We start from the raw sequence: 24,442 nt of genomic DNA on the forward strand, positions 1-24,442 counted from the left end.
AAGGATTTGGTAGTTTTGTAACGTAGTTGTAACCGGTTGGTTTTGTCCAATAAACATACTACCGGTTTCGTTTTGAACTGTACCGGCATAAAGATAGCAAGCCGATGCGTCTGTCCGACCTGATTGTCCACTTAATCTTACTCATCCATCGCTTTTCCATGAAAAAAACACGTTTATCCACACCCCGGTCCCGGGCCTTGCTGCTGGCGGTTTTAGCGGCTCTTTTTACGTTTACGACCAGTTGTGATAAAGAAGAAGACACGGCATCCGCCCAACCCAAAACCGTTGCCGATCTAATCGTTGAAAGCAGCGACTTCACCATTCTGGAAGCGGCTATTCTCCAGGCGGGTCAGCTCGATGCGTTCAAAAATCCAAACCTGACGGTTTTTGCCCCCAACGATGCGGCTTTTCGGGCTTCGGGGGTTGCGGATGCGACTTCACTGACGGCCCTGACCAAAGAACAGTTGACCGGCATTCTGCAATACCACGTTCTGAAAGCCGCCGTGGCTTCCTCCGGTTTTCCGATGGAAACCAACAAGGCCGTTCAAACCTCCTTGAGCATTAACAACCAGGCGGTTGTGGCTTATGTTACCAACGGCACCAGCGGTTTATTCATCAACGGTGCCAAAGTGATCACGCCCGATGTAAAGGCCGCTAACGGCATCATGCATGTCATCGACCACATCCTGTTGCCCCCCCCAACCGGCAGCGGTGGCAGCCTGGTAGGCGTGGTTCAGGCCGATACGAGCCTCTCATTGCTGGGTGTTGCCGCCTTGCGGATCGCCACCGTTAACCCGACGCTGGCGGCCGTGTTGACGGGAACACAACCTTACACGACGTTTGCGCCCACCAACAACGCGTTTCGGGCATTGAAACTCAGCACGGCCGATACGATCAATAAAGTGCCGGTGACAGCCCTAACCGCCATTCTGGCCAATCACGTCGTAGCGGGTCGGCTCTATTCCAATAATTTAACCACGGGTGAGGTAACGGCGTACAGCACCGGCAAACTGACGGTAACCACGACCGGCACGACGGTGACCGTGAAGAGCAAAGGACTGGCGTCGCCGGCCACTGTCACCAGCGCCAACAGAACCGCAACCAACGGCGTTGTTCACAAGATCGATAAGGTGTTGCTGTAATCTGCCCGCCGTATGGTTCCGAAAATTCTGCTGGGTTTACTGGTCTTTATCGTCGTTGCCGTCGCCGTTCTGCTGACGATTGGTTATTTGATTTCCGCACCCGGATACAAAGGACCGGTTACCGACCATTTCGATGGGAAACAATTTCATAATTACAACGGTGCGAAAGCCAAAGGCTTGATGGAAGCCCTCGAGTGGATGTTGTCGGGCAGCGACAAAAAACCGTGGGGTGCTTTCCACAACGAACCGCCCGGCCCTCCCCCACCCGGCCGCGTTGGCGGCTCTCCGGTTCGGGTTACGTTTGTCAATCACTCGACGGTTTTGCTCCAGTTCGACAGCCTGAATGTGCTGACGGATCCGGTTTGGTATGAGCGCACCAGCCCTTTTCAGTGGGTGGGTCCGGCGCGAAACCGCCCGCCCGGCATTCGTTTCGAGGATATTCCCAAAATTGACATCCTGCTGCTGAGTCATAACCACTGGGATCATCTGGACATCGAGACGGTTCAGAAACTTTGTCGGCGCGACCAGCCCAAAGTCTATTGCCCGCTGGGCGTGAAAGCTTTTCTGGAAGAAAAGGGTTGCCAGAACGTGACCGAAATGGACTGGAATGACTCGCTGGCCTACAACGACAGCACCACGATCCACTGCGTTCCGGCGCAGCATTTCTCCGGGCGGGGCATGTTCGACCGTGACGCCACACTCTGGTGCGGTTTTCTGATCGATAGCCGGGCCGCCGGAAAGTTGTATTTTGTCGGAGATACGGGTTACGGTCCGTTTTTCAAAAAAATCGGGGAGCAGTTTGGTCCCATCCGGCTTGCGCTGATTCCGATCGGTGCCTTTCGGCCCACCTGGTTCATGTCGCCCATTCACTGCTCGCCCGCCGAGGCTGTCCGGATTCACGACGATATTCGGTCGCAACAGAGCGTGGCCATTCATTACGGCACCTTTCCGCTGGCCGACGACGGCGAAAACGAACCCGTCGAAGAGCTGCGTAAAGCCCTCACCACCAAGCCTGAACTGGCGACGCGTTTTTGGACCTTACGGGAAGGGGAAGGCCGGTTGGTACCGTAATTTTTACCGGTCGTTGCAACGGTTTTTCAAAAGGTGGGGTCATGGATACAGTTACACCTTATCAATTCAATTTTAATTGCGAGCATGAATTCTAAACATCTGAGTGCGCTTATTGCCTTGTTTCTGGCGGTCGGACTGGTTTCCTGTATGAATAATCTCAACGATCCGAGTGCCGGCACGGTGGAACAAAACATCCAGCAAATCAAGGATCATTTGACAGCTAATCAATTACAGGATCAGGTAACGTCAACCCTTTCAGGGCTATATTATATTATTACGCCCTCGACCTCGACCGCCAAAGTTGCGACGCCGAACGAGGAACTGGAGTTTACCTACACGCTGTCTTACATCGATCCGACCACGAAAAAGGCGATTTTGATTGACAGCGCCAACGCAACCAAACCGGCTTATATTCCTTTTCTGGCCGGCGTGGTCGTTCCAGGCCTGGAAGAAGGCTTTTTGTTGATGAAAGAAGGCCAGACGGGCCGGTTTTTTATGCCTAACAACCTGGCCTTTGGCAGCAATACCCGCGAAAATAAAATGCCGGAGTACAGTGCGGTTATTTTTGACGTCAAGCTCAATCGTTCCCGCTCCCAAATTCAGCAGATGGGCGATTATGCTACGCTTAAAAAGCTGCCGCGCCCGGACACGATCGCATTAGCACAAGGCTCTGATAGTGTTCGGGTCTACCGGCTTTCCAAAGGAACCGGAGCGCGGATCACGGCCGGACAAACCGTTACCGTCGCCTATACCGCTAACACCCTGCGAGGAACGGCTCCTTTTGACAAAAGTGACTCCCTGACAATCAAACTGGGTTCCGGACAATACATCGTTGGTTTTGACAAAGGGATTTCTCTGCTTTCGGTTGGCGACAAAGCCCTGCTGGTTTTCCCGTCCGGAATCGGTTATGGCGCACAGGGTAGCTCCGATTCCAAAGGCTATTACGTCGTGCCTCCCTATGCACCACTGGCCTTTGAAATAACCGTTAAATCGGCCAAGTAAATTGACGGTTTACGGTTTACGGTATTCAGTTTACGGTGGCTGACGCACGCTTATGCCATTTAATGCGTCAGCCACCGTAAACCGAATACCGTAAACCGAATACTGTAAACTGAATACCGTAAACCGAATACCGGTTTTAGGCGTTTTTCTGCCCTTCAACCGCCAGTAAATACAACTGCATGGATTCGCCGGTCGTGGCAATCCACCGATCATAGTCTTCGATGGCGACCGTCCGGTCTTCTTCCGAAATATACCCGTCTCTCACCAGTTGCGGTCCGCGCAGATGGGCCACTTCCGACCAGATTCGGCTGGTTTCCACAAAGGTCGCATCCTCTTTTTTGCTGATTTCAAATTGCGGCTCAATCGTTATTTTTTCGAAACCAATCCGCAGAAACTGGTCTTTCAAGTGGTCGGCAATGGCATTGTCGAAACCGGCTTCCTGCCGCCATTTCAGAAACGCCCCGTAGAATTTCGTCAGGGTTTCGGGCGGTTCGGGCGTCCATTCCACCTTTTCGTGATTGTAGTCCAGCACGGCCAGCACCCCACCCGATTTCACCCATTTTGCCATCCGGGCCAGGGCTTCTTCCGGGCGGGCGAGCCATTGCAACACGCGGGCACAGGTGACCAGGTCGAACTGTTCGTCGGTTTCAAAATCGTATACATCCGCCGTTTGAAAGGTGAGTTGGGGAAAATTGCCAGCCTGTTGGCGGGCCTGCACAATCAGAGTTTCGCTGGGATCGATGCCCACCACGTGACCCTGCGGCCCCACCCGTTCGGCCATACCGCGCGTGATGGCTCCGGAACCGCAGCCCACATCCAGCACCGACAGGCCCGGTTTCAGGTGTTTCAACAAATTCCGGTTGGCATTTTCAACGGTTCGGCGATCCAAAACCGGGTTGGCAGCCTTTGGCATTTCAGCCCGGCTGGTGGCAGTTTGATTTGACATGAGCCGAAAGTACGGATTGGTTTTTATCTTGGATAAATGAACAGATAAAATACAAAATAATACTTGATTATTGCAATAAAAGTCTATACCTTCATTCTACACCATTCCCCGATACGATCATGAAAAAGCTTCTGATTTTATGCGTCGTCATGGCTGGCACGGTTCTTCCCGGATGGGGACAGAACGATCAGGTGGCCATCAAAAAGGTTCTTTACGATGAGACGGAGGGTTTCTTCAAGCGAGACAAAGAAAAATGGGCGGATTGCTGGGCACACACACCTTACATCTATTTTGCGGCTAATTTATACGGCGGAGACTTTACCCTGATCAAAGGGTGGGACAACATGGAAAAGCAGTTCAAGAGCCAGTTCAACAGCTCCAGACCAGCCGACAGCGTGTCCATCTACAATACAAATTACGAGATACATCAGAACGGAAAAATGGCCTTTGTGTGGTATGACCAGATGCTGATCGACAGCCACGGCAAAACCACCTCGAAAGAATCCCGGGTGGTTGAAAAAATCGGTGGAAAATGGAAGATCATTCACGTCTGTGCCCTCACCAATCTGAACAATCAAACGGCGCAATCCGGTAAATAAAGTCAAAACCGTCCCTGATAAAACTTCCTGACGAATCGCGTTGTTATGCTTTTGCCGGTGTCTCTTTTGCCCGGCAACGGGTATGAGCAATGCAGCAAACACGACACAGAACGAATCATTTCATGACATTATCCGGGGCGACAAGCCCGTGCTGGTCGATTTTTACGCCGACTGGTGCGGGCCTTGTAAAGTATTGGCCCCCACGCTGAAGCAACTCGCCGAACGAACCGGCGACAAACTGCGCATCATCAAAGTGGATGTCGACAAAAGCCGCTGGGCTTCCGGCACCTACCAGATTCAGAGCGTTCCGACGATGATTTTGTTCCACAAGGGGAAAATCATCTGGCGGCAATCGGGGGTGCTGCCGCTTCAGAAGCTGGAAGCAATGGTGCGGCAGGTTACGGGTTAACCGGCCGCCGGAAAGTGATGGCAATACCGAGCAGAATGATGATTCCGCCCAGAACCATCTGAAACGTTATTTTCTCGTCGATAAACAGCCAGGCTAGAAAACCGGTCACGATAGCCTGGCTGAGCAGACTCAGCGAAACCCGTTGTGCATCGATTTTCTGGAGCGCATGGCTGACTGCAATCCAGCCCAGAAGCTGGCAAACCACCGCCTGAACCACGAGAGAACCCCAGATCCGGGGTTCGAAGCCCCACAGCGGTTCGCCCAACGCGACGCACAGCAACACTAGATACAGGCTCGACACCGTCATGCTCGAAGCCATGAAGTTCAGAATCGGGACTTTATCCAAAACCGTCTTGCTGACGACAATATACCCGGCATAGAACAGCCCCGACAGAACAGCCAGGAAAAACGCGCGGTCGAACTGCATGGTCAGGAACACGTCGACGCCCATCAAAAGGACGAGTCCAACCAGCGCCGTTGCCGTACCGATCCAGAAGTATTTCGTCGGTTTGTCGGGAAAAAACAGGAACGTGCCGATTCCCACCCAGATGGGCGACAGGTTGGTGAGCAAACTCGCCTGCGTGGCGGTCGATTCCTGAATAGAGAGGTTCCAGACGACGATGTCGGACGCAAAAAACAGCCCGCACACCAGAATGGGTTTCCAGTAGCGCAGTGTTTTAGCCTGCCATTTTCCAGTCAAAAGTACGTAAGGCCAGATCAGCACCGTGGCAATGCTCATGCGGTAGAACGCATCGCTAATGCCGGAAATCGGCGTGGCCCGGATGAGAACCGGGAAAATACTGATGCAAAGAATACCAATAATCAGACTCAGGCGGGAAGACATTACCGGTTTGGGGATAATTTCAGGGGACCGGCAAAGGTAGTCATCGGATTCCGCTCCGGCAATCGAACCGGCGGTCACGGCTGGCGATTCCCCAAAAACCGTCGTTGGTCAGGCTTTCTGCACCAATTCCGTCGAACTGTTCCGAACGTTGATTTTGTGGAGAAAAAACAGCTTCATCGTCCGTTCGAGGAGCAGACTGGGGCTGGGTGTGATGAGGTAATCAGTGGTGGTTTTGATGGCGATGACGATGCCCTCGGCCAGGTGGTCGTCGATGAGTTGCCGGAGCGGAACGCCCTCATAATCTTTCGATAACTTGCCAATTTCCATGACATCGACAATGGAACCGCTTTCGGCATAGCCTGTCAGGTATTCCAGGAAATCCATCACGTCGGGGCGGCTCACGATGCTGGCCATGTGGGCACCCCCAATTTTATCCGGCATCACAACCTTATTGGCCCCGGCTTTGCGCAATTTATTCAGCGCCGAGTGCTGCGACGCCCGGCTGATGATGGTCAGTTTCTCATTCAGACTCCGGGCGCTCAACACGATAAAAACGTTATCGGCGTCGGTGGGCAGAGCGGTCAGCAATGCCTTCGCCCGGTCGATGCCGGCTTTCTGGAGCGTTTCATCTTCGGTAGCATTGCCGATCAGATACAGCAGCGATGCGTTTTTAGTCATATACGACCGAACACGTTCCTCGTTTTGCTCGATGACTACAAACGGCACTTTGTTCTGGCGCAGCGTGATGGCCGCTTCCTGCCCGTTTCGCCCCAGCCCACACAGAATCACGTGGTTGGTGAGTTCATCAATCTGTTTGACCATTTTCCGTTGTCTAAAATAGTTGATCAATTCGCCACTGGCGACGTATTGCGTAATGAGTGCCAGGGCATAAGCGAACGTGGTAAAGCTGGAAATCAGCAGAAAAACCGTGAAAAGCCGTCCGTTGGGCGACAACGGTTTTACCTCTGTGTAGCCCACAGTGGTAATCGAAATAACCGTCATGTACAGGGCATCGATGAAGTTGTACGCTTCAATATACATATACCCGCCAATCCCCATGAACGATATGGCAATAATGATCAGAAAGGGGAAGAGAAGGGAATACCGCTGACGGCCGTTGAACATACTATCCGAAAAGATATATAATTCCAAAAATACTAATTTTTACAGAATATAAACAACACCAATCTATATTCCATAAAATTATATATTGATAAATGTAACCAATACCAACAATACAACTACTTAACAACTCACCTTGGCATCACACAACAATTTTTTTAAGAATTCCCCCTAAACTGCTATATTTCGCCCCATCCCCCGTAACCTTAAAACCATCATGCTTGCCTACATCTTTGCGGTCCTCACGACCGTATTTTTCATCGGTTTAACCTTGTTTACGGCTTCCAAACCATCGCTGGTTGGCGAAAACGCCATGGGTTACGGGCTGGGCCTGTTCTTTTGGGGAGCCGGGTTTGTTCTGACCAGTTTGATTCTAACGATTACCCTAAACGTCCGGGGCGGTTTTGACTGGGTTGCTCAGGCAGGCGCCCGGACTCCGCTGGTTTTCTTTGCCTGGCTGGTGGTGGCATTGGCCACGTTTTTTTGTGCGGCATTCAAATGGGAGTGGCACAGCGATACGCTCTATCCGGCTTTTTTACACGGGTTGGCCGTCCGGCAGGGGCAGTTCTGGATACCGCTGTTGTGGCTGATCCCCTGTCTTCTCTCGCTTCCTTCCGCTGGTTCTTCGCTGGTTCCGGTCACCCTTCTCAAGGGTTCGTTTTGGGTGGGGATGGGCCTCAGTGCCGTATTTTCCGGCGGTTTACTCGTGGGATACTTTCGCGAAGCGGCCCAGTCTGCTGAGGTCGAAATGGCCCAGCGAGCCGAACAGGAAGACCGCCTTCATCGGGAGAATCTGGAGACGATTGCGGCTCAGAAAGTCGATGATCCGATTGTCAACCTGCTGGGGTATTCCGGCCGGTACCAGCCCGATGACGTCAAGCAGGCGGCTCTGGCCAAGATTAAAGCGCATCCGAACTGGGAAGCCGAACTGATTGCGTTGCTGGATAGTGATTGGCGGTATAAGGAGGTCTATTATTTTCTGGATGGCAACGCGGTGGAGCATCCCGAGCAGTTTGTCGGCCCCCTGAACGCAAGCATCGGTCGGCTATCGGACACCATTCGGTCGGACATCAAAGACAGCAACAACCTACAGCATTGGAGCTTCGATATGTACGGCATCGACCAGCTTCTGCGCGCCCTTGACGGGCAATTCCTGAACCGAAGCCTTGATTTTCACCCCAACATCGTCAAGCTCCAGCAAGCTCTGAATACGCCCAAGCCCGAGCGGTTTAAAGACGTCCGGTTTTCGATCACCGGCACCGTAGATCAGTGGCTGGCAGCGCATAAGAAATAAGGGGGCGGTTTTATGGAATACGGTAATAGGTTCGCCAAGTCCAACAGATCGGCCCACGATTTCAATCGTGGGTTTCGGGAAGGCTGAAAATGGAAACCGTTTTAACGGTTTGGAGAAGCGAAACCGTTGAAACGGTCTCATGAATCGTGGATTTCTTCTTGCCCCACGGTTAAAACCGTGGGCTATCAACCGTTACGCTTAAACGGATATGGTTATACCGGATTTACGCTAAATCCGGTATAACAATCACCAAGGTTTTTTTCAGATCTTTATCCCAGCAGTCGGCTTTCTCGACAATGACACCTTTGTACTTTCCTATCGCCAGTTTCAGGTTGGACTTTGGTTTCGGTTTTCCGGGCAGGGCTTTAGTAAATTTGGCCGCAGTTTTCATGATCGTCTCTACCTTCAATTTGCTAAGCTAACGCAAAACTGCAATATCCGGCTGTTTAGCCAATGAGTGAAAATTTTAAAGCCGGCCCCAAACATCGTTAGGACCGGCTTTAATTACTTTAGGAAAATCGGATTCTCAACTCCCACAAGCCTCACAATCATCCTTATTATCAATCGAACACACCATCGCGGCATAGGCGGTTTCGGCGTCGCTGACCAGTTGCGGATGAGCGGCTGCGCCTTCCTGGGCGTATTTTTCGTAGTTCAACGGTTTTTCCATCGTTTCGGCCAGAACCGGCTCCAGTTGCGACTCGGCCTGCTTTTCCACCGTAAACTGGATGGCGTCGGCAGCGGCCTTCGTGCGGAGGTAATACATCCCGGTTTTCAGTCCGCGCTTCCAAGCGTGGAAGTGCATCGACGTCAGCTTGCCGAAGTTGGCATCCACCATGTGAATGTTCAGCGACTGCGACTGGCAGATGAACGCACCGCGATCGGCGGCCATGTCGATGACGGTTTTCTGTTTGATCTCCCAAACGGTTTTGTACAGATCCTTGATGTTCTGTGGAATACCCGGAATGTTCTGCACCGAGCCGTTGGCGGCAATCAGCATGTTTTTCATCCGGTCGTTCCACATGCCGAGTTTCACGAGGTCGCGCAGCAAATACTTGTTGACCACCACGAACTCACCCGACAATACGCGACGGACGTAGATGTTGGACGTAAACGGCTCGAAACACTCGTTGTTGCCCAGAATCTGGCTGGTCGAAGCCGTTGGCATCGGTGCCAGCAGCAGCGAGTTCCGAACGCCGTGCTGAACCACTTCTTTCCGCAGCGATTCCCAATCCCAGCGACCCGAATCCGGCGTAACGCCCCACATGTCGAACTGGAAGATGCCCTGCGAAATCGGCGAGCCTTTCCAGGTTTCATACGGGCCGTGTTGTTTCGCCTGTTCCATCGACGCCGTCATGGCGGCAAAATAAATCGTCTCGAAAATATCCTTGTTCAGCTGCTTCGCTTCCTCCGATTCAAACGGCATCCGCAGCATGATAAACGCATCGGCCAGCCCCTGAACGCCCAGTCCGATGGGGCGGTGGCGCATATTCGACCGACGGGCCTCTTCGACCGGATAGTAGTTGATGTCGATGATCTTGTTGAGGTTCTTGGTCGCAACCCGCGTGATCTCATACAGTTTCTGGTGATCGAAACGCGAAATCCCATCGGCCCCTTTCACAATGTACTTCGGCAACGCAATCGACGCCAGGTTACAAACCGCCACTTCGTCGGGTGCCGTGTACTCGATAATTTCGGTGCACAGGTTCGACGACTTGATGGTACCCAGGTTCTTCTGGTTCGACTTCGAGTTGGCGGCATCCTTGAACAGCATGTAGGGCGTTCCGGTTTCGGTTTGCGATTCCAGAATTTCGTACCACAGATCCTGTGCCTTCACTTGCCGGCGATACCGGCCTTCGCGCTCGTATTGTTCGTAGAGTTCAACAAAAGCCTCCCCGTGGGTATCCGCCAGGCCGGGGCATTCGTGCGGACACATCAGCGACCAGACATCGTTGTCTTCCACGCGTTTCATGAACAAGTCTGGCACCCACAGGGCGTAGAACAGGTCACGGGCGCGGTTTTCTTCCTTGCCGTGGTTTTTCTTCAGTTGCAGGAAATCAAAAATATCGGCATGCCAGGGTTCCAGGTAAACCGCAAAAGAGCCTTTGCGCTTTCCGCCCCCCTGATCGACGTAGCGGGCCGTGTCGTTGAACACGCGGAGCATCGGAATGATCCCGTTCGAGGTTCCGTTCGTTCCTTTAATATACGTACCTGTTGCGCGGATGTTGTGAATGCTCAAACCAATTCCACCCGCCGACTGCGAAATCTTGGCGGTTTGCTTCAGGGTGTCGTAAATACCTTCGATGCTGTCATCCTGCATTGTCAGCAGGAAGCAGCTCGACATCTGCGGTTTGGGCGTTCCGGCGTTGAACAGCGTCGGGGTGGCGTGTGTAAACCACTTTTCCGACAGCAAGTTGTAGGTTTCAACGGCCGCTTCGACGTCGTTCATGTGAATTCCGACGGCCACGCGCATCAGCATGTGCTGCGGACGTTCGGCGATCTTGCCTTCCATCTTCAGCAGATACGATTTTTCGAGCGTTTTATAGCCAAAATAATCGTAGCCGTAATCGCGGTCATAAATGATCGTAGAGTCAAGCAGGGCGGCATTTTTCCGAACCACGTCATACACTTCCTTGGAAATCAGGGCTGCGTTTTCACCGGTTTTGGGGTCAACGTAGTTGTACAGCCGCTTGATGGTTCCCGAGAAGGACTTGTTGGTTTCTTTGTGCAGGTTGGAGATCGCCATGCGGGCGGCCAAAATCGCATAATCCGGGTGGCGGGTGGTCATCGAAGCCGCTGTCTCAGCCGCCAGATTGTCCAGTTCCGTCGTCTTGACGCCGTCATAGATCCCGTTCACCACTTTCATCGATACTTCGATCGGCTGAACATAGGCCGGATCTAAACCGTAGCACAATTTTTCGATCCGTGCGGTGATTTTGTCGAGCTTGACCGATTCCCTGCGGCCGTCACGCTTGAGTACGTACATAATATGATATGGAATGTTGTAAAGTAGATATATAGGATATGATGCCTCTCGATTGATTGCTTAAAGGTACTAAGCAGTACTACAACAAAGCAAAGCGGAATGTTCACTCATGCTCTGTCAACTTGGAATTATTAAAACAGATGGCTGTGTTAAGAAACTGTTAAGACCTTACGCAGAATAACTTATCGAAAGCCTACCGGAAATAGGGTCTAAAAAAGTTGATAGGCTAAAATTAGCAAACGGTATGTACCTGCTGCTAAAACTCTGATTGTTACTGAATTGTTACCCAAATTACCAAAAAAGCAACAAAAATTCAACCAAGAGTAACATACTTTTTTTGATTTAAACAAAAGCGGACGAAGTGGTTGGAATCCAGTCATAAACTCTTTACCTTTGCACTCCTTAAATCCACCGACCTGTTCCGAATGGGCTGGTGGTGAGACCGTTCCAGAACTGATTTATTTTATAATATTACCATTGTCATGAAAAAAGGCATCCATCCGGAATATAGAGACGTCGTATTCTGGGATCTGACCAGCGATCACAAATTTCTGAGCCGCTCGACCATTCAAACGAAGGAAACCATCGAATTTGAAGGCAACACCTACCCGGTTGTGAAAGTCGAAGTAAGTTCGGAATCACACCCGTTTTATACCGGCAAGAACGTTCTGCTCGACACTGCGGGTCGCGTTGATAAATTCCTGAAACGGTACGGTAAGAAGTAATCCTATCGACACCTGAAAAAGCCGCCATCAGACCATTCTGATGGCGGCTTTTTGTTTTCTTTACGTGTAACTTAGCGGTACGATGAAAATATTGATACTCGGTGCCACGGGTCGCACGGGAAAAGAATTGCTCGATCAGGCTTTGAAAGCCGGTATTTCCGTTCACGCGCTGGTTCGGGATATCGATAAAGTGAAAATGACCTCCCGCAACCTCAGGCTGTTCGAAAGCAAGAAGCTCGACCGAACGGCGCTCCGGCTCGCCATGCTCGGCTGTGATGCGGTTCTGAGTACCCTCAACATCTCCCGAACCTCCGATTTTCCGTGGAGCAGTCTGCGAACGCCGAAGGACTTTCTCTCCAGCACGATGCGCAACGTGCTCGAAGTCGCCAATGAACTGCACATCAAACGCATCATTGTCACCACCGCCTGGGGCGTCAACGAAACCAGGAAAGACATTCCCGCCTGGTTCCGGTTCTTCATCAACTACAGCAACGTGGGCGTCGCCTACCGCGACCACGAGCGTCAGGAGCAGCTATTGGCCGCTTCGTTGAGCGACTGGACGGCGGTTCGCCCCGTCGGACTGACGAATTCAAAGAAGCACAAACAAGTCCGGATTACGATTAACAACGATCCCAAACCCAACCTGACCATCAGCCGCTCCAACGTCGCCCGGTTTATGATTGAGATTTACAAAACCGGTGATTATCTGAAAGAAGTGGTTACGATTTCGGAGGTGTAGAAACTCGTACCCCACAAATCAGCGTTCCGGGCTACCTGCGCCTTTGATGCCGGTGTTTTTGACCACAAACAGATAGCCCGCCAGCGGTTGTTCGGCCAGTTCCTGCTGGCTTAATCCGGTTTTGGCGGAGGTGATGTACAAGTCGTCCAGCGACGTGCCCCCGAACGTACAGGACGTAATCCGGGCGGCAGGCAAGTCGATCTGCTGAAGCCGTTCGCCGGTGTTGGGGTTGCAGCGAACCACCTTCCAGCCATCCCAAAGCGCAATCCAGAGCATGCCTTTTTCGTCGATGGTCATGCCATCCGGAAAACCGTCTGCTTCCTCAAACTGAATGACCACCCGTTTATTGGTAATCGTACCCGTGTGTACGTCATAGTCGTAGGCCACCACCTGCCGGGTTGGCGAGTCGATGTAATACAGCAGCCGGTGGTCGAGGCTCCAGGCCAATCCGTTGGAACAGGTGACGTTGTCGACCTTGACCGAAACCGAATGATTTTGATCCAGCATGTACAACGCTCCCGCACCGGGTTCGTCGGCAATCGACATGGTTCCCGCCCAGAACCGTCCAGCCGGGTCGCATTTTCCGTCGTTGAACCGGTTGCCGGGCAAATGACCTTCCGGATCGGCAATTGGAACGACAGTTTCATTTTCCAGCGAAATGGTATGAAAACCGTGTTGAAGCGCGGCAATCCAATCGCCGGAAGGTTGAATGGCAATGGCTCCCACCATCTGCCCGGTTTTGAAAACCCGGTGTTCTCCGCTGCCCGGATCGAAGGAATGGATTTCGCCCGGCAGAATGTCCACCCATAAAATTCGTTGCTTTTCCGCATCCCAAACCGGGCCTTCGCCCAATTGGCAGGAATGATCGAGGACGGTTTCCCAGTTGTTCTGATTCATATTTTCGTTGGGTTTACGGTTTTTTGGGTTTACGGTTTTCAGTATTCGGTTTACGGTGGCTGACGCAAGCCTAAAAAGCACGCGTCAGCCACCGTAAACCGAATACTGAAAACCGTAAACTATTTGCCGTAAACTATTTTAAGCATACCGGATGTAAAAGTATAGAACCATCGCGGTAACTATCGCCCACCAGATAAAAGGATTTCGCAAACCGCGCTGCTGGTCGCGTTCGGCGGGGAGCAGCGAGAGGCTTTCTTTGTTCCAGATCAGGCCCGCCAGTTCGGCCTCAGGCTTGGGTTTAGTCACCAGACTGACGAGCACGCAGAGCAACATGCAGGTCCAGAACACGATGCCGGTGCGGTTGAAAAACGGCATCGTCGGAAAAATCATTTCGAGGGCAATGGAAAGCGGAATGGTCAGAATACCAGCGGTTAGTGCGCCCGCGTGGGTGGTGCGTTTCCAGAGAATACCGAGCAGAAACATCACCGCAATGCCGGGGGTGAACAGCCCGTAGGCATTCATCAGATACAGAAAAACCGGTTTATCGGACTGGGTCATGAACAAACCCGTGCAGAGAATGCCCAGCACGATGATCGTTGCCCCGGCAATTCGGCCAAACCGTACGGCCTGAACGTCCGACGCGTCTTTTCGAAAATAGGTCAGGTACACATCCACCGTCAGAATCGTGGTGCAGGAGTTGATGGCCCCGGAAAGGTGCGACATCACCGCCGAAATCAGGCCCGCCATCACCAGCCCAACCAGGCCCGCCGGGAGCAGGTTCTCGACCAGCGTGGGAAAGAGCAGATCCGGTTTTTCGAGGTTCGGGAATAATTTGGGCGCCACCAGCGCCGGAACGGTAATGATGATCGGAATGAGGAATTTCAGGTAATCGCCAAAAACGACGCCCATCCGTGCATGCCACTCGTTTTTGGCCGCCAGCACCCGCTGAACGATAAACTGATTGGTCGCGCAGTAGAAAATACTGATGCACAATGTGCCACCGAGGTACATCGTCCACGGAAAATCCGGGTCGTTGGCAGGCAGAATGAGATCCCAGTCTTTGGACGTTTCCATGACGGCATCAATCCCGCCAGCCGCGTTGACCGTGGCAACCGTCAGCGCCACCCCGCCCAGCACGAGGACAATCAGTTGCAGCATTTCGGTCCAGATCACCGCCCGTAAACCGCCCGCGATGGTGTAGATACCCGTAAAAACCGCCAGTACTAGGATGCTGGCAATGACCGGAATTCCCAAAAGGGAGTGCAGGGAAAGCGCGCCCAGATACAGAACAGCCGCAATTTCCACGAAAACGTAGGTCAGTAAAATCAACGTGGCATAAGTGGTTCGGGCGGCCGCGCCGAATCGTTTTTGTAAAAATTCGGGGATCGTGTAAAAACCGTTGCGGATGTAAAACGGCAAAAAAATCCAGAGCAAGGCATTGAACCCGATCAGGATGGCCCCCCACTCCATGGCAATGGCGACAAAGCCCCGGCTGTAGGCCACGCCCATCGCACCCACCAAATGGTGGCTGCTGATGTTGGACGCAATGATGCTGCCGCCGATCATCCACCAGGGCAGTTTGTCGCCCGCCAGAAAATAATCGCGCTTGGTTTGTTTGCCCTTGCGGGAGGCATAAATGCCCAATGAAATAACGCCCAGGATGTAAACGCCAAAAATAATCAGGTCAAGCGTCGATAGATTCATGTTGGAGTAATGAACGGGTAATACGGGTAGCTTTTTCGGTCAGCAGTTCCAGCGAGCCTTTTTCAAAGGGAGATTGCCAGACGGGATAAATATCTTCAGCGTATAGATCTTTGGGGGGAAGATAGCCCGTCGAACCGTTCACGATGTTCATCACGGCGACGGCATTCGGGGCCAGTTCTGCCCGCAGTTTCTGCTGAAATTCGGAATAGGCTTCGTTGGGCTGCCCCACCAGAACGGAATCGCCCAGCCGCCAGATCCAGAGCGGCATGTGGGTCGAATCGCCATCGCCGACGGTTTTCCGAATACCGCGTCTTCGCCAGATCCGTTCTTTCAGCACGTTGTCCTGACATTCGGCCCATTCCGTTTCGATTTCCGCCAGCGACGGCAGCGGTTTTAACGGCAGTTCCACCTCGATCATCTCAACCGAAAGGGCCGTAGAAGGCTCATAGGCTTCTTTCTTCCAGACCGCCAGGGGTGCGCCCGACTCGACGATGCCTGCAAACGAAAGTTGTTTTTTGGGTGGTAAAATCGCTTCCAATGCAGACAAAACCGCATACCCCAACTGCCGCCCGTAAGCATCCGCAATACTGACATCGCCGACGTATTGCTCGCGCGGAGCCAGTTCTCCGCAGGCACCCAGCAGAAACAACATTGGTGCGTCGGTGGTCTTCTCCACGACTTCGCGCAGGGCACCGATGTAGTCGGGCGAAATCAGGCGGTTTTCCCAGGCCAGTGTTGTCGGATGGCAGGCGTAATTGACGAGCGTTCCCAGCGTTTGATTGTTCTCATTGGCGATTTGCCCGACAAGCAGCGTGTCGTCGGCATCTTTTTCGGGATTCCAACCGCAGATAAACCGGTCTTGATCGGCGTCTGGCAAATCCCGGTTGCTGGCTAGATTGCATTTCCCATAGTTCCAGGTCAGCGTGGCCGATTCTGCATTGGACAACGCCGTTTGGATGGCCTGAATCGCGTTCGTCTGAATAAACCGAAGGTACGGTTCCACAAGGTGACCACCCGTTTTCGACGCATCATCGCGGCTGAGGCTCGGCCCGGCATGGGTGTGCGACAGGCAGAACATCAGCCGTGACGGATCAAGTGATACGGCTTCCAGAATCCCGTTCCGCAAAAACCGCTCGTCGTCGGAACTGCGCCACCAGCCCAAATCGGCCCCAATCAACACCAGCGGTTTCTCCTCGCTGGAAGTCTGGAACGTCACGCAGGTCAACATGAGCGGGCGGTGAATGCCCTCGGCGGCTTCGTGCGTAGCGGCTCCCCAGTTGCGGGCGTAAATGCCGACTGGTGGCGTAATATCTTCCTGCGCCACACCGATCAAACCGGTGAAGGAGGATTGCTTATAATCAGGGTATTTTTGCGATTCCATTCAACAAGAATTTAATGCATTTTATAATTGTCAGCCCACGGTTTTAACCGTGGGGCCAGAAACGAAATTGGCGAATTAACGATAACCGTTTTAACGGTTTGAAAATCCTGAAACCGTTAAAACGGTTAATGCACGTCGATTTTCATTCGCGATCCCACGGTTAAAACCGTGGGCTGTTATTTCAATTATTGACATTGCAATCAGGTTTTACGGGTTAATGACCGTTCGATTTCTTCCAACGATTTTCCTTTCGTTTCGGGAACAGTCAGGAGGATGAATACGAAATAAATCAGCAGTAAAACCGCATAGATTCCGAACGTAAGCGGCATTCCAAACTGCGATTTCATGACCGGAAACGAACCGATCACGACAAAATTGGCCATCCACAATGACAGGGTTGCCAGCGACATTGCACTGCCCCGAATGCGATTGGGAAAGATTTCGGAAAGAATCACCCACGTAACCGGGCCGATGGTGGCGGCATAACCGGCAATGAACAGCAGAATAAAAAGCAAAGCCCAAAAGCCGGGAAGCTGAAAATAGAAGGCGAAAGCCAGGGCCAGAATATCGGCGGCCAAAAAAGCTGATCCCATCAACAGCAGTTTTTTGCGACCCATTTTATCGATGGTGGCAATGGCGACGAAGGTGAATAAACAGAGGATAATGCCTAACAAAACTGATTGCAGAAAAGCCGAATCTTCGGCGATCCCGACTTGCTTAAAAACTTCGGGTGCGTAGGCGACGAGTGGCCCGCCAATCTGGGAAAAGAACGCAACAACGATTCCGATCAGGACAATAACAAAAACGTCTTTCCGGAATAAATAGCGGAGATCTTCCTTCCTGATCGCAGAAAAACTGGTGCGGATGGTTTTGCTTTCGGCTTCGGCATACGCACTGCCGCCAATCTGAGCCAACACCGTCCGGGCTTCATTCTCCCGGTTTTTACGGATCAACCAGCGCGGACTTTCGGACACGAAAAACAAACCGAGAAAGAACAACAACGCGGGGACGGACTGCGACGAAAACATCCAGCGCCAGTTATCATCGCCCGTGGAAAGCAGCAGATAATTGGCAAGATAAGCCAGCAAAACGCCGATCGTTACGGCCAGTTGATAGAACGAAACCAGCCGCCCGCGCCAGGGAGCCGGGGCCATTTCGGCAATGTAGATCGGGCAGACCAGAGCGGCACAGCCGATGGCGATGCCGCTTGCGATTCGGAATGCGACAAAAACCGGAAAAGTCGTGGCCCAGCCGGTGCCGACGCCGGTGATGGCAAACAGAAAGGCACTGACTAACAGCATCTTTTTCCGCCCGGCCAGATCGCTCAATCGCCCGGAGAACAACGCTCCGATGGCGGCCCCAACGCTGATGCAACCCACCGCCCAGCCGGTTTGCAGGTCGTTCAGTTGAAAATGTCGACTGAAAAAATGAATCGTTCCCGAAATGATGGCCGTATCGAACCCGAACAGGATTCCACCCAAAGCCGCTATCGCATTGATTCGGTAGATATAGACTTTATTATACGCAAAATCGCCGGAAGAAAACGCGTCGGTTGCCGTGAGTACCAAAGCCATCGTTAGTGTCTGGTTTATGGTTTATCGTCTATGGTTTTCGCCGTTTTTCTCCCAACCAGACCCATTAATTTTTCGCCTTGGCATTTTCTACGCTCAGAAACTGCGTCGTATTTTCGAGAATACCGGACGCATCATCATGGTGAAGTAAAGCATCATCCGGCACCGTTTGCAAAGGCGTAATGCTGGAAGGTGTTTCGGTGATATAGGGCGGATTGGTTTGCCGGTTATACGCCGAAATGAGCGACCAGCGGGCGGTATCGGACAAATTCGCTTCCGATCGGTGAAGAATATTGCTGTGGAAAAAGAGCAAATCGCCCGGTTTTAATTCGACATACACCAATTCCATCGTTTGCAAGGCGAACTCCACATATGGCATGGAAGCCCCGACCTGTTCGCCGGAAAAACCGTGTTCGACGCGGCCCATTTTGTGCGACTTTTTAATGACCTGCAAACAGCCATTTTCCTTCGTCGCTTCCGTTACGGCCACCATCACCGAAATCATCTGATCCGGGAATAAATAACCGTTTTTGTACCAGTAGCCGTAATCCTGGTGCCATTCCCAGGCGCCACCGACCTTCGGTTCTTTCTGCATCAGTTTAGAATGAAAATGACAAACCGGCGCCTTTCCATCCAGCAGTTTATGTACGGAATCGACTATGCGCTCGCTGCGGGTCAGCAGGCCATAGACATCATTTCCCGGCGTAAACCACAAGGCCAGTTTCGTTTTTTTACCGGCTTTATCGTCCAGGTCAAAACTGTTTTTTCGGATCGCTTCATCTTCCACCGCAACCCGGTATAGTTTCGCCACTTCGTCGGCGTTTAAAAAACCGGGAATGATCAAATAGCCATTTTCCTGATAAGCGTCAACCTGTTCGTCGGTCAATCTAAAGGCCATAGTCGTAGAGTTTAAGTCAATAAGGAAAGTCCGCCATCCATCAGCAATGTGCTGCCCGTCATGTGCTCATTATCCGGGTGGCAAAGCTGAACGATCTGTCTGGCAACCGCTTCGGCACTGATCAGTTTTTTTACCGGAACCTGATTCCGGGCCACCTCGCTCGACGCCGGATCTTCTTCCCAAAACCGCGCGCTCAAACCGGCATTGACGTAACCGGGCGCGATTTCGTTCACCAGAATCTGGTGCGGGGCCAGTTCCAGCGCCAGACACTGGCAGAGCATCCGGAGACCGGCTTTAGAAACACAGTAGGCCGGAATGTGCGGATGCACCGCGTGGGCGGCCCAACTCCCGACGAACACCACCCGCCCCGGAAGCTGGTGGGCCAGCAACCGGGCGGTGGCACTTTGGGTTAGGTAAAAAGCTCCGTTCAGATTGACATTCAGCTCGTTGACCCACTGACTCGGTGTGATCTCGTGAATACCGGCTGGTGTAACCGTGGCGGCATTGGCAATGACGAGATCCGCCACGCCAAGGGTATTTTCGACCGCCAGCACCCAGTTCTGCACGGCGCTGGCGTCCGTCACATCGACCTGCGTGTAGTGGCTGATTATGTCAAATTGCCTCAGTTCGGCCAGAAATGCTTCCGCCTTCGTCGGTGGAGCGATGTCGCCGATGGCAATGGCGGCCCCGTTCCGGGCAAACTCCAGCGCGGTCGCCCGGCCAATGTCGCCCAGTCCGCCACTGATCAAGACGGTTCGGTTTGTAAATACTTTGTCCACGCTACCTACCTACGGTTTAAATCTTTCACGTAACGTCATGCTTTCATTCGGCTAACCCTGTCTGTTTCCTGTCTGTTTTTGTTTACCCCGGAGGGGTAGCCTGTTAATAGCTGGAGTTAAGCCACCAAATTTAAGCCCCGGCAGGGGCGCCCTAAAGGGATTCTTGTATGTATTTAGGACGCCCCTGCCGGGGCTTAGATAGCGCCTTGTAAACGATTTTTCTATTAACAGGCTACCCCTCCGGGGTAAAACAAAAGCATATAGGATTAGCCTATCCTCAAAACTGCCCTTTGGGAATTTCAGGGTGGTCAATTTTTACCAATCGCCCACGCTGCCGTCTTTGTAAAAAGTCCGCTGCAGCACTTCCTGCTGGAACGGATGTTTTTTCACTTCGTCTTCGTCGATTTCGATGCCCAGCCCCGGACGCTGATTCGGAAAGACAATCCGGCCTTTTTCCTGAACGGTGAACCCTTCGCTGACCACATCGACCCGCCAGGGAACGTCGTTGTGGACACTTTCGCAAATGATGTAAGATGGTGTGGAAAAGCCGAATTCGATGGAGGCTGCGGTGCTGACCGGCCCTTGTGGATTGTGCGGGGCGATGGAAACCCGGTAAGCTTCGGCCAGGGCCGCAATCCGGCGCACCTCGCTCAAACCGCCACAGTGCGTAATATCGGGTTGAATGACGCTGACGGCCCGTTTTTCGAGCATTTCGCGGAACGCGTGAACGCCAATCAATCGTTCGCCACTGGCAATCGGTGTTTTAACAGCCCGCTGAATCAGCGCAATATCGTCCATCGTTTCGGGCCAGCACGGTTCTTCGAAAAAGTATAACCCGTACGGTTCCAGCGCTTTGGCAAACTGCATCCCCATGCGCGGAGACGGGCGGGCGTGGCAATCGACCATGATGTCGATTTCGCTGCCGACGGCTTCGCGCATGGCTTTGACGCAGGCTTCGGCGTAATGAACGGGTTTCAAACCTTCCAGCGACATGGTTTCGGGAACCGCCATCGACTTAAACGCCGTAAAGCCGTCGGCTACCGCCTGTTGCGCCAGCTCGCCAAACCGGTTGGCATCGTCGGGTTTGGTCTGGTAGAAATCTTCCATTTTTCCGCCCCCCAGGTGGCAATACAGCCGGATGTAGTCCCGAACGCGGCCGCCCCAGAGTTCATGACACGGAACCCCGTGGATTTTGCCGAGAATATCCCAGAGCGCAATATCGATGCCGCTGATGGCGGTGCCGCGCACAATGCCGTTGCCGTGCCAGAAATGCTGGCGGTACATCATCTGCCAGAGGTGTTCGATGCGCCGGGGATCTTCGCCGATCAGCAGTTGCGACAGGTCTTCGATCGCCCCCACCACCGAGCGCGTGTGCCACTCGAGCGTCGCTTCGCCCCAGCCCCACAAACCGGGTTGATCGGTAATCACTTTCACAAAAATCCAATTCCGCATCCGGGCATGGCAAACCTGTGTTTCAATGGCCGTAATCTTCATTTTATTCGGTACTGTTAATCAGGCGATTTGGGTGGACAGCGTTTTTTTGAACAGGTGGTTGACCACATCCTCGGTTCGTTCCAGGGTTTCCTCAATGTCCTGAACCGTGTGGGCAAACGAAATGCTACCCTGTTTGATCGGCAGCGGAAAGTTGAAAACGCCTTTCTCGATCAGTTTCACGCGGTACGTTTTATCCAGCACGAAATCATGGTGTTCGGCAATATCGTGAAAATCGACGGGGGCATGATCCATGAAATACAGACAATAGGCCGATCCCTGCCGCGCCAGGTGGAAAGGCCGTCCCGTCGATGCGAAGATCGTATTCAAACCGTCTTCCAGCATCTGACCGAGCATATTGACGTGTTTGTAGACGTTATGCACCGGCGAAAGCAGTTTTTTGAGGGTGGCAATGGCGGCTACGGTGGTCAGCGGAAAGGCATTGTAGGTTCCCGCAATCAGCACCCGTTTGGCTTTGTCGGGATGAATAAAGTAGTCCAGGTATTCTTTTTTACCGCCAATCACGCCCAGCGGATAGCCATTGGCAACGGCTTTTCCGAACGTACTTAAATCCGGTTGTATGCCACAAAGGCTCTGGTAACCACCGATGGCGTGGCGAAAACCGGTTTTTACTTCGTCAAAAATGAGCAAAAACCCGTCTTCATCGGCCAGTTGCCGCAGTCCTTCCAGATAACCGGGTTGCGGTTTGACGATGCCGACATTCTGCAAAATGGGTTCAATAATCAGACAGGCCACCGGATGCCGCTTCAACACGTAGCGGACGGAGTCGAGGTCGTTGTAGTTAATGATGTGGACGAGCGATTTATGAACCTCCGGAATCCCCGCCGAAAGCGCATCGAACGGATACTCACCGGGGCTGACGCGCGGCCCCACGTCGGCGAGGCTGCTGATGACGTTGCAGGCCACGTCGTTGTGCCAGCCGTTGTAGCCGCCCTGAATCACGATGACGTGATCGCGGCCCGTGACGGCGCGGGCAATCCGCATGGCGTGGTAAGTAGCTTCGGAGCCGGTGGACGTGATCTGGAGACTTTCGACGGAAGGCACGCTATTGCAGAACAACTCCGCAAACTGCCCTTCCAGATCGGTTGGTCCCGCGCCCATCAAAACCGTCTGTTCGCCCAGCGCCTGCCGAACGGCTTCGTTGATGTCCGGATCGTTGTGACCGAGGAACGTAGCCGCAAAACCAGCCTGATAATCAATGTATTCATTTCCTTCGATATCCCACACCCGGCTACCCGACCCTTTGGTAAAGCAGATATTGGGGTCCGATTTCCGGTTGAGCGATACGACTCCACCGGGTATCCACTGCTCATTGGTTTTGAGAATTTCCTGCGATTTCGGCCACTTGTTCATTGTCAATTCAGGTTGATACAGTTGATGTTTTTATGTTTACGGTTTACAGTTTTCGGTGGCTGACGCATTCCATGCTCGTCATTCAACATTCGATATTCATTATTCGATATTGAAAAATGCGTCAGCCACCGTATACCGTAAACCGAATACCCCTTTAATCGAAACTCGGGATTTTCAAATATTCGCCATCTTTCAGAGCCGATTGGTGGGCGACGATTCCGGGCGCGGTGTAGGCCAGGGCTTCGTGAATGTTGACCAAGGGCGAGCGGTTGTTGACGATGGCGTCGATGAATTCGTGGGTGATAAACGTGTGCGAACCGCCGTGACCGCTGTCGTGCCGCATGGGGGCCGGTAGCATGTCGGTTTCCCACCACTTTGGCTGTTTAAACGTCTCGGTGGTGTTTTTGGCCACCTGAAATCCGCCGTGATCCAGCCCTTCTTTGGCATCTGACCGAACAATAATCGATTCGCCGGGTTCGGCCTGGGGCATGAAAAAGCTCATTTTTTCGCCCCGCCATTCGCCCCGTTCCACGTTCCGCAACGCCCCCCGCCAGTTCACTTCCACCCGAAACGGCGTATCCTTATTGGTTTTGAAAAAAGCGGTTTCGTTCCAGAACGGGTTTTTGTAGGGATTTCCTTTCAGAACCGGGCTGTTGTCGCCCCAACCCATGCCGCTAACGTGCGTCAGGCGCTCGCCGGTGACCGAAATCAAAAACGAGGTGCAGTGCGTCGGGTACAACATCGGCGGCAGGCCGTGACGCCAGGTCGGTTTGCCGTTTTCAAAATACAGAACTTCCAGACCGGGGTGGTTGTATTCGGCAGCCGCACTAAACAAGGCTCCGAACTCCCCGGCTTTATACATTTTCCGAACCGAAATCGTGCTCTGCATGAAGGCGCTGGTTTCGGCCATCATGTAGGTCAGCCCGGATTTCTTGACGGCATCCCGCAGTTTGGCGCAATCTTCCAGGTTCAAAGCCGCCGGAACGGCGCAGAGAACGTGTTTCCCGGCTTTCAGCGATGCCAGCACGTGACTGGCGTGATCGGGTGCGGGTGTGGCCAGAAAAACCGCTTCGACTTTAGGGTCCTGCAGCAGCTTGTCCAGCGATTCGTAGCTTTTTGTACACTTGTACGTTTTCATCAGCGCATCCCGACGGTCGGAACGCAGGTCGCTGACGGCTTCGACGGTACAGTTCGGATGTTCGTGGAAATAAAAACCGAGACCAAACCGACCACCGATAATGCCAATCCGTACTTTCCGATCCGCTGACAATGGGCCCGCGAACGCAAACCGGGATGACACCGACAGCGCGGCTGCCGAGGTTCCGGCTATACTCAGGAATTTGCGACGATTGAGAGAATTATTCATACAGTAAAGAATAAATTTGCCCCTAATCCCCTGAAGGGGACTTTCAGATCCGGATGCGTCGGCGTCCAAGTCCCCTTTAGGGCCGGGCCGTCGATACGGATT

At 52.8% G+C, this 24,442-nt stretch carries 22 protein-coding genes; 8 read left to right on the forward strand and 14 right to left on the reverse strand.

The genetic code is table 11. The annotated features are described in order from the left end of the window. Positions 1 to 158: 158 nt before the first annotated feature. The 3 genes from ACO064_RS12120 (at position 159) to ACO064_RS12130 (ending at position 3,215) form a co-directional block, all read left to right on the forward strand. Positions 159 to 1,142 carry a fasciclin domain-containing protein gene (locus tag ACO064_RS12120; protein WP_421827618.1) on the forward strand — a complete coding sequence of 328 codons (984 nt, stop codon included), beginning with the start codon at positions 159 to 161 and terminating at the stop codon, positions 1,140 to 1,142. 12 nt (positions 1,143 to 1,154) lie between these two features. Continuing rightward, complete coding sequence (locus tag ACO064_RS12125; RefSeq protein ID WP_421827619.1) at positions 1,155 to 2,213, forward strand: MBL fold metallo-hydrolase; 1,059 nt, start codon at positions 1,155 to 1,157, stop codon at positions 2,211 to 2,213. Between the two features lie 84 nt (positions 2,214 to 2,297). Next, entirely contained in the window at positions 2,298 to 3,215 is a 918-nt protein-coding gene (locus ACO064_RS12130; RefSeq protein WP_421827620.1) for an FKBP-type peptidyl-prolyl cis-trans isomerase, read from the forward strand. Positions 3,216 to 3,351: 136 nt separating this feature from the next. Here ACO064_RS12130 and ACO064_RS12135 read toward each other — a convergent pair whose 3' ends face one another. Then, on the reverse strand, positions 3,352 to 4,248 hold the full coding sequence (locus ACO064_RS12135) for a class I SAM-dependent methyltransferase (protein WP_421831015.1): 897 nt from the start codon (positions 4,246 to 4,248) through the stop codon (positions 3,352 to 3,354). A 32-nt stretch (positions 4,249 to 4,280) separates the two neighbouring features. On the opposite strand from ACO064_RS12135, the gene ACO064_RS12140 reads away from it, so the two are divergent. Beyond that, positions 4,281 to 4,760, forward strand: a complete 480-nt coding sequence (locus tag ACO064_RS12140) for a hypothetical protein (protein ID WP_150876868.1) — start codon at positions 4,281 to 4,283, stop codon at positions 4,758 to 4,760. Positions 4,761 to 4,842: 82 nt separating this feature from the next. Then, positions 4,843 to 5,169, forward strand: a complete 327-nt coding sequence (gene trxA, locus ACO064_RS12145; RefSeq protein WP_150876870.1) for a thioredoxin — start codon at positions 4,843 to 4,845, stop codon at positions 5,167 to 5,169. Here trxA and ACO064_RS12150 read toward each other — a convergent pair. After that, positions 5,159 to 6,013 carry a DMT family transporter gene (locus ACO064_RS12150; protein WP_421827621.1) on the reverse strand — a complete coding sequence of 285 codons (855 nt, stop codon included), beginning with the start codon at positions 6,011 to 6,013 and terminating at the stop codon, positions 5,159 to 5,161. The genes trxA and ACO064_RS12150 overlap by 11 nt on opposite strands. 108 nt (positions 6,014 to 6,121) lie before the next feature. Further along, positions 6,122 to 7,165 (reverse strand): potassium channel family protein, encoded by a 1,044-nt coding sequence (locus ACO064_RS12155; RefSeq protein ID WP_421827622.1) that lies wholly within the window; start codon positions 7,163 to 7,165, stop codon positions 6,122 to 6,124. Between the two features lie 187 nt (positions 7,166 to 7,352). On the opposite strand from ACO064_RS12155, the gene ACO064_RS12160 reads away from it, so the two are divergent. Beyond that, positions 7,353 to 8,429, forward strand: a complete 1,077-nt coding sequence (locus ACO064_RS12160) for a hypothetical protein (RefSeq protein WP_421827623.1) — start codon at positions 7,353 to 7,355, stop codon at positions 8,427 to 8,429. Positions 8,430 to 8,652: 223 nt separating this feature from the next. On the opposite strand, the gene ACO064_RS12165 is transcribed toward ACO064_RS12160, so the two are convergent. Further along, complete coding sequence (locus ACO064_RS12165) at positions 8,653 to 8,820, reverse strand: hypothetical protein (protein WP_421827624.1); 168 nt, start codon at positions 8,818 to 8,820, stop codon at positions 8,653 to 8,655. A 135-nt stretch (positions 8,821 to 8,955) separates the two neighbouring features. Beyond that, positions 8,956 to 11,415: a ribonucleoside-diphosphate reductase subunit alpha gene (locus tag ACO064_RS12170; protein ID WP_421827625.1), complete on the reverse strand. Its 2,460-nt coding sequence runs from the start codon at positions 11,413 to 11,415 to the stop codon at positions 8,956 to 8,958. Positions 11,416 to 11,897: 482 nt separating this feature from the next. Here ACO064_RS12170 and ACO064_RS12175 point away from each other — a divergent pair, with 482 nt between their 5' ends. Both ACO064_RS12175 and ACO064_RS12180 read left to right on the forward strand, forming a co-directional pair. Beyond that, a complete protein-coding gene (locus ACO064_RS12175; protein ID WP_114406759.1) occupies positions 11,898 to 12,140 on the forward strand; it encodes a type B 50S ribosomal protein L31 in 243 nt (80 codons plus the stop codon). 82 nt (positions 12,141 to 12,222) lie between these two features. Continuing rightward, positions 12,223 to 12,879: an NAD(P)-dependent oxidoreductase gene (locus tag ACO064_RS12180; protein WP_421827626.1), complete on the forward strand. Its 657-nt coding sequence runs from the start codon at positions 12,223 to 12,225 to the stop codon at positions 12,877 to 12,879. Between the two features lie 18 nt (positions 12,880 to 12,897). On the opposite strand, the gene ACO064_RS12185 is transcribed toward ACO064_RS12180, so the two are convergent. From ACO064_RS12185 to ACO064_RS12225, 9 genes are all read right to left on the reverse strand, one after another. Further along, positions 12,898 to 13,776 carry an SMP-30/gluconolactonase/LRE family protein gene (locus ACO064_RS12185; protein WP_421827627.1) on the reverse strand — a complete coding sequence of 293 codons (879 nt, stop codon included), beginning with the start codon at positions 13,774 to 13,776 and terminating at the stop codon, positions 12,898 to 12,900. 138 nt (positions 13,777 to 13,914) lie between these two features. Next, a complete protein-coding gene (locus ACO064_RS12190) occupies positions 13,915 to 15,480 on the reverse strand; it encodes an SLC5 family protein (protein ID WP_421827628.1) in 1,566 nt (521 codons plus the stop codon). Next, complete coding sequence (locus ACO064_RS12195; protein WP_421827629.1) at positions 15,461 to 16,861, reverse strand: neutral/alkaline non-lysosomal ceramidase N-terminal domain-containing protein; 1,401 nt, start codon at positions 16,859 to 16,861, stop codon at positions 15,461 to 15,463. The genes ACO064_RS12190 and ACO064_RS12195 overlap by 20 nt, the downstream gene beginning before the upstream one ends. A gap of 200 nt (positions 16,862 to 17,061) precedes the next feature. Further along, positions 17,062 to 18,435, reverse strand: coding sequence for a sugar porter family MFS transporter (locus ACO064_RS12200; protein WP_421827630.1), 1,374 nt, complete (start codon positions 18,433 to 18,435; stop codon positions 17,062 to 17,064). Positions 18,436 to 18,499: 64 nt separating this feature from the next. Beyond that, entirely contained in the window at positions 18,500 to 19,330 is an 831-nt protein-coding gene (locus ACO064_RS12205; protein ID WP_421827631.1) for a phytanoyl-CoA dioxygenase family protein, read from the reverse strand. 11 nt (positions 19,331 to 19,341) lie between these two features. After that, entirely contained in the window at positions 19,342 to 20,109 is a 768-nt protein-coding gene (locus ACO064_RS12210) for an SDR family NAD(P)-dependent oxidoreductase (RefSeq protein WP_421827632.1), read from the reverse strand. Positions 20,110 to 20,424: 315 nt separating this feature from the next. After that, positions 20,425 to 21,603 carry a galactonate dehydratase gene (gene dgoD / locus ACO064_RS12215; RefSeq protein ID WP_421827633.1) on the reverse strand — a complete coding sequence of 393 codons (1,179 nt, stop codon included), beginning with the start codon at positions 21,601 to 21,603 and terminating at the stop codon, positions 20,425 to 20,427. Positions 21,604 to 21,621: 18 nt separating this feature from the next. Continuing rightward, positions 21,622 to 22,974, reverse strand: coding sequence for an aspartate aminotransferase family protein (locus ACO064_RS12220; RefSeq protein ID WP_421827634.1), 1,353 nt, complete (start codon positions 22,972 to 22,974; stop codon positions 21,622 to 21,624). A gap of 154 nt (positions 22,975 to 23,128) precedes the next feature. Further along, positions 23,129 to 24,340 carry a Gfo/Idh/MocA family protein gene (locus tag ACO064_RS12225; protein WP_421827635.1) on the reverse strand — a complete coding sequence of 404 codons (1,212 nt, stop codon included), beginning with the start codon at positions 24,338 to 24,340 and terminating at the stop codon, positions 23,129 to 23,131. Between the last annotated feature and the right edge of the window lie 102 nt (positions 24,341 to 24,442).

This window comes from Larkinella sp. (assembly GCF_965227735.1).
Classification (GTDB): Bacteria; Bacteroidota; Bacteroidia; order Cytophagales; family Spirosomataceae; genus Larkinella.

What these genes read in the sequence shown, in the direction of transcription:
- ACO064_RS12120 (WP_421827618.1), top strand. Translation starts at nt 159, where the DNA reads ATGAAAAAAACACGTTTATCCACACCCCGGTCCCGGGCCTTGCTGCTG.
- ACO064_RS12125 (WP_421827619.1), top strand. Translation starts at nt 1,155, where the DNA reads ATGGTTCCGAAAATTCTGCTGGGTTTACTGGTCTTTATCGTCGTTGCC.
- ACO064_RS12130 (WP_421827620.1), top strand. Translation starts at nt 2,298, where the DNA reads ATGAATTCTAAACATCTGAGTGCGCTTATTGCCTTGTTTCTGGCGGTC.
- ACO064_RS12140 (WP_150876868.1), top strand. Translation starts at nt 4,281, where the DNA reads ATGAAAAAGCTTCTGATTTTATGCGTCGTCATGGCTGGCACGGTTCTT.
- trxA (WP_150876870.1), top strand. Translation starts at nt 4,843, where the DNA reads ATGAGCAATGCAGCAAACACGACACAGAACGAATCATTTCATGACATT.
- ACO064_RS12150 (WP_421827621.1), bottom strand. Translation starts at nt 6,013, where the DNA reads ATGTCTTCCCGCCTGAGTCTGATTATTGGTATTCTTTGCATCAGTATT.
- ACO064_RS12160 (WP_421827623.1), top strand. Translation starts at nt 7,353, where the DNA reads ATGCTTGCCTACATCTTTGCGGTCCTCACGACCGTATTTTTCATCGGT.
- ACO064_RS12165 (WP_421827624.1), bottom strand. Translation starts at nt 8,820, where the DNA reads ATGAAAACTGCGGCCAAATTTACTAAAGCCCTGCCCGGAAAACCGAAA.
- ACO064_RS12170 (WP_421827625.1), bottom strand. Translation starts at nt 11,415, where the DNA reads ATGTACGTACTCAAGCGTGACGGCCGCAGGGAATCGGTCAAGCTCGAC.
- ACO064_RS12175 (WP_114406759.1), top strand. Translation starts at nt 11,898, where the DNA reads ATGAAAAAAGGCATCCATCCGGAATATAGAGACGTCGTATTCTGGGAT.
- ACO064_RS12180 (WP_421827626.1), top strand. Translation starts at nt 12,223, where the DNA reads ATGAAAATATTGATACTCGGTGCCACGGGTCGCACGGGAAAAGAATTG.
- ACO064_RS12185 (WP_421827627.1), bottom strand. Translation starts at nt 13,776, where the DNA reads ATGAATCAGAACAACTGGGAAACCGTCCTCGATCATTCCTGCCAATTG.
- ACO064_RS12190 (WP_421827628.1), bottom strand. Translation starts at nt 15,480, where the DNA reads ATGAATCTATCGACGCTTGACCTGATTATTTTTGGCGTTTACATCCTG.
- ACO064_RS12195 (WP_421827629.1), bottom strand. Translation starts at nt 16,861, where the DNA reads ATGGAATCGCAAAAATACCCTGATTATAAGCAATCCTCCTTCACCGGT.
- ACO064_RS12200 (WP_421827630.1), bottom strand. Translation starts at nt 18,435, where the DNA reads ATGGCTTTGGTACTCACGGCAACCGACGCGTTTTCTTCCGGCGATTTT.
- ACO064_RS12205 (WP_421827631.1), bottom strand. Translation starts at nt 19,330, where the DNA reads ATGGCCTTTAGATTGACCGACGAACAGGTTGACGCTTATCAGGAAAAT.
- dgoD (WP_421827633.1), bottom strand. Translation starts at nt 21,603, where the DNA reads ATGAAGATTACGGCCATTGAAACACAGGTTTGCCATGCCCGGATGCGG.
- ACO064_RS12220 (WP_421827634.1), bottom strand. Translation starts at nt 22,974, where the DNA reads ATGAACAAGTGGCCGAAATCGCAGGAAATTCTCAAAACCAATGAGCAG.
- ACO064_RS12225 (WP_421827635.1), bottom strand. Translation starts at nt 24,340, where the DNA reads ATGAATAATTCTCTCAATCGTCGCAAATTCCTGAGTATAGCCGGAACC.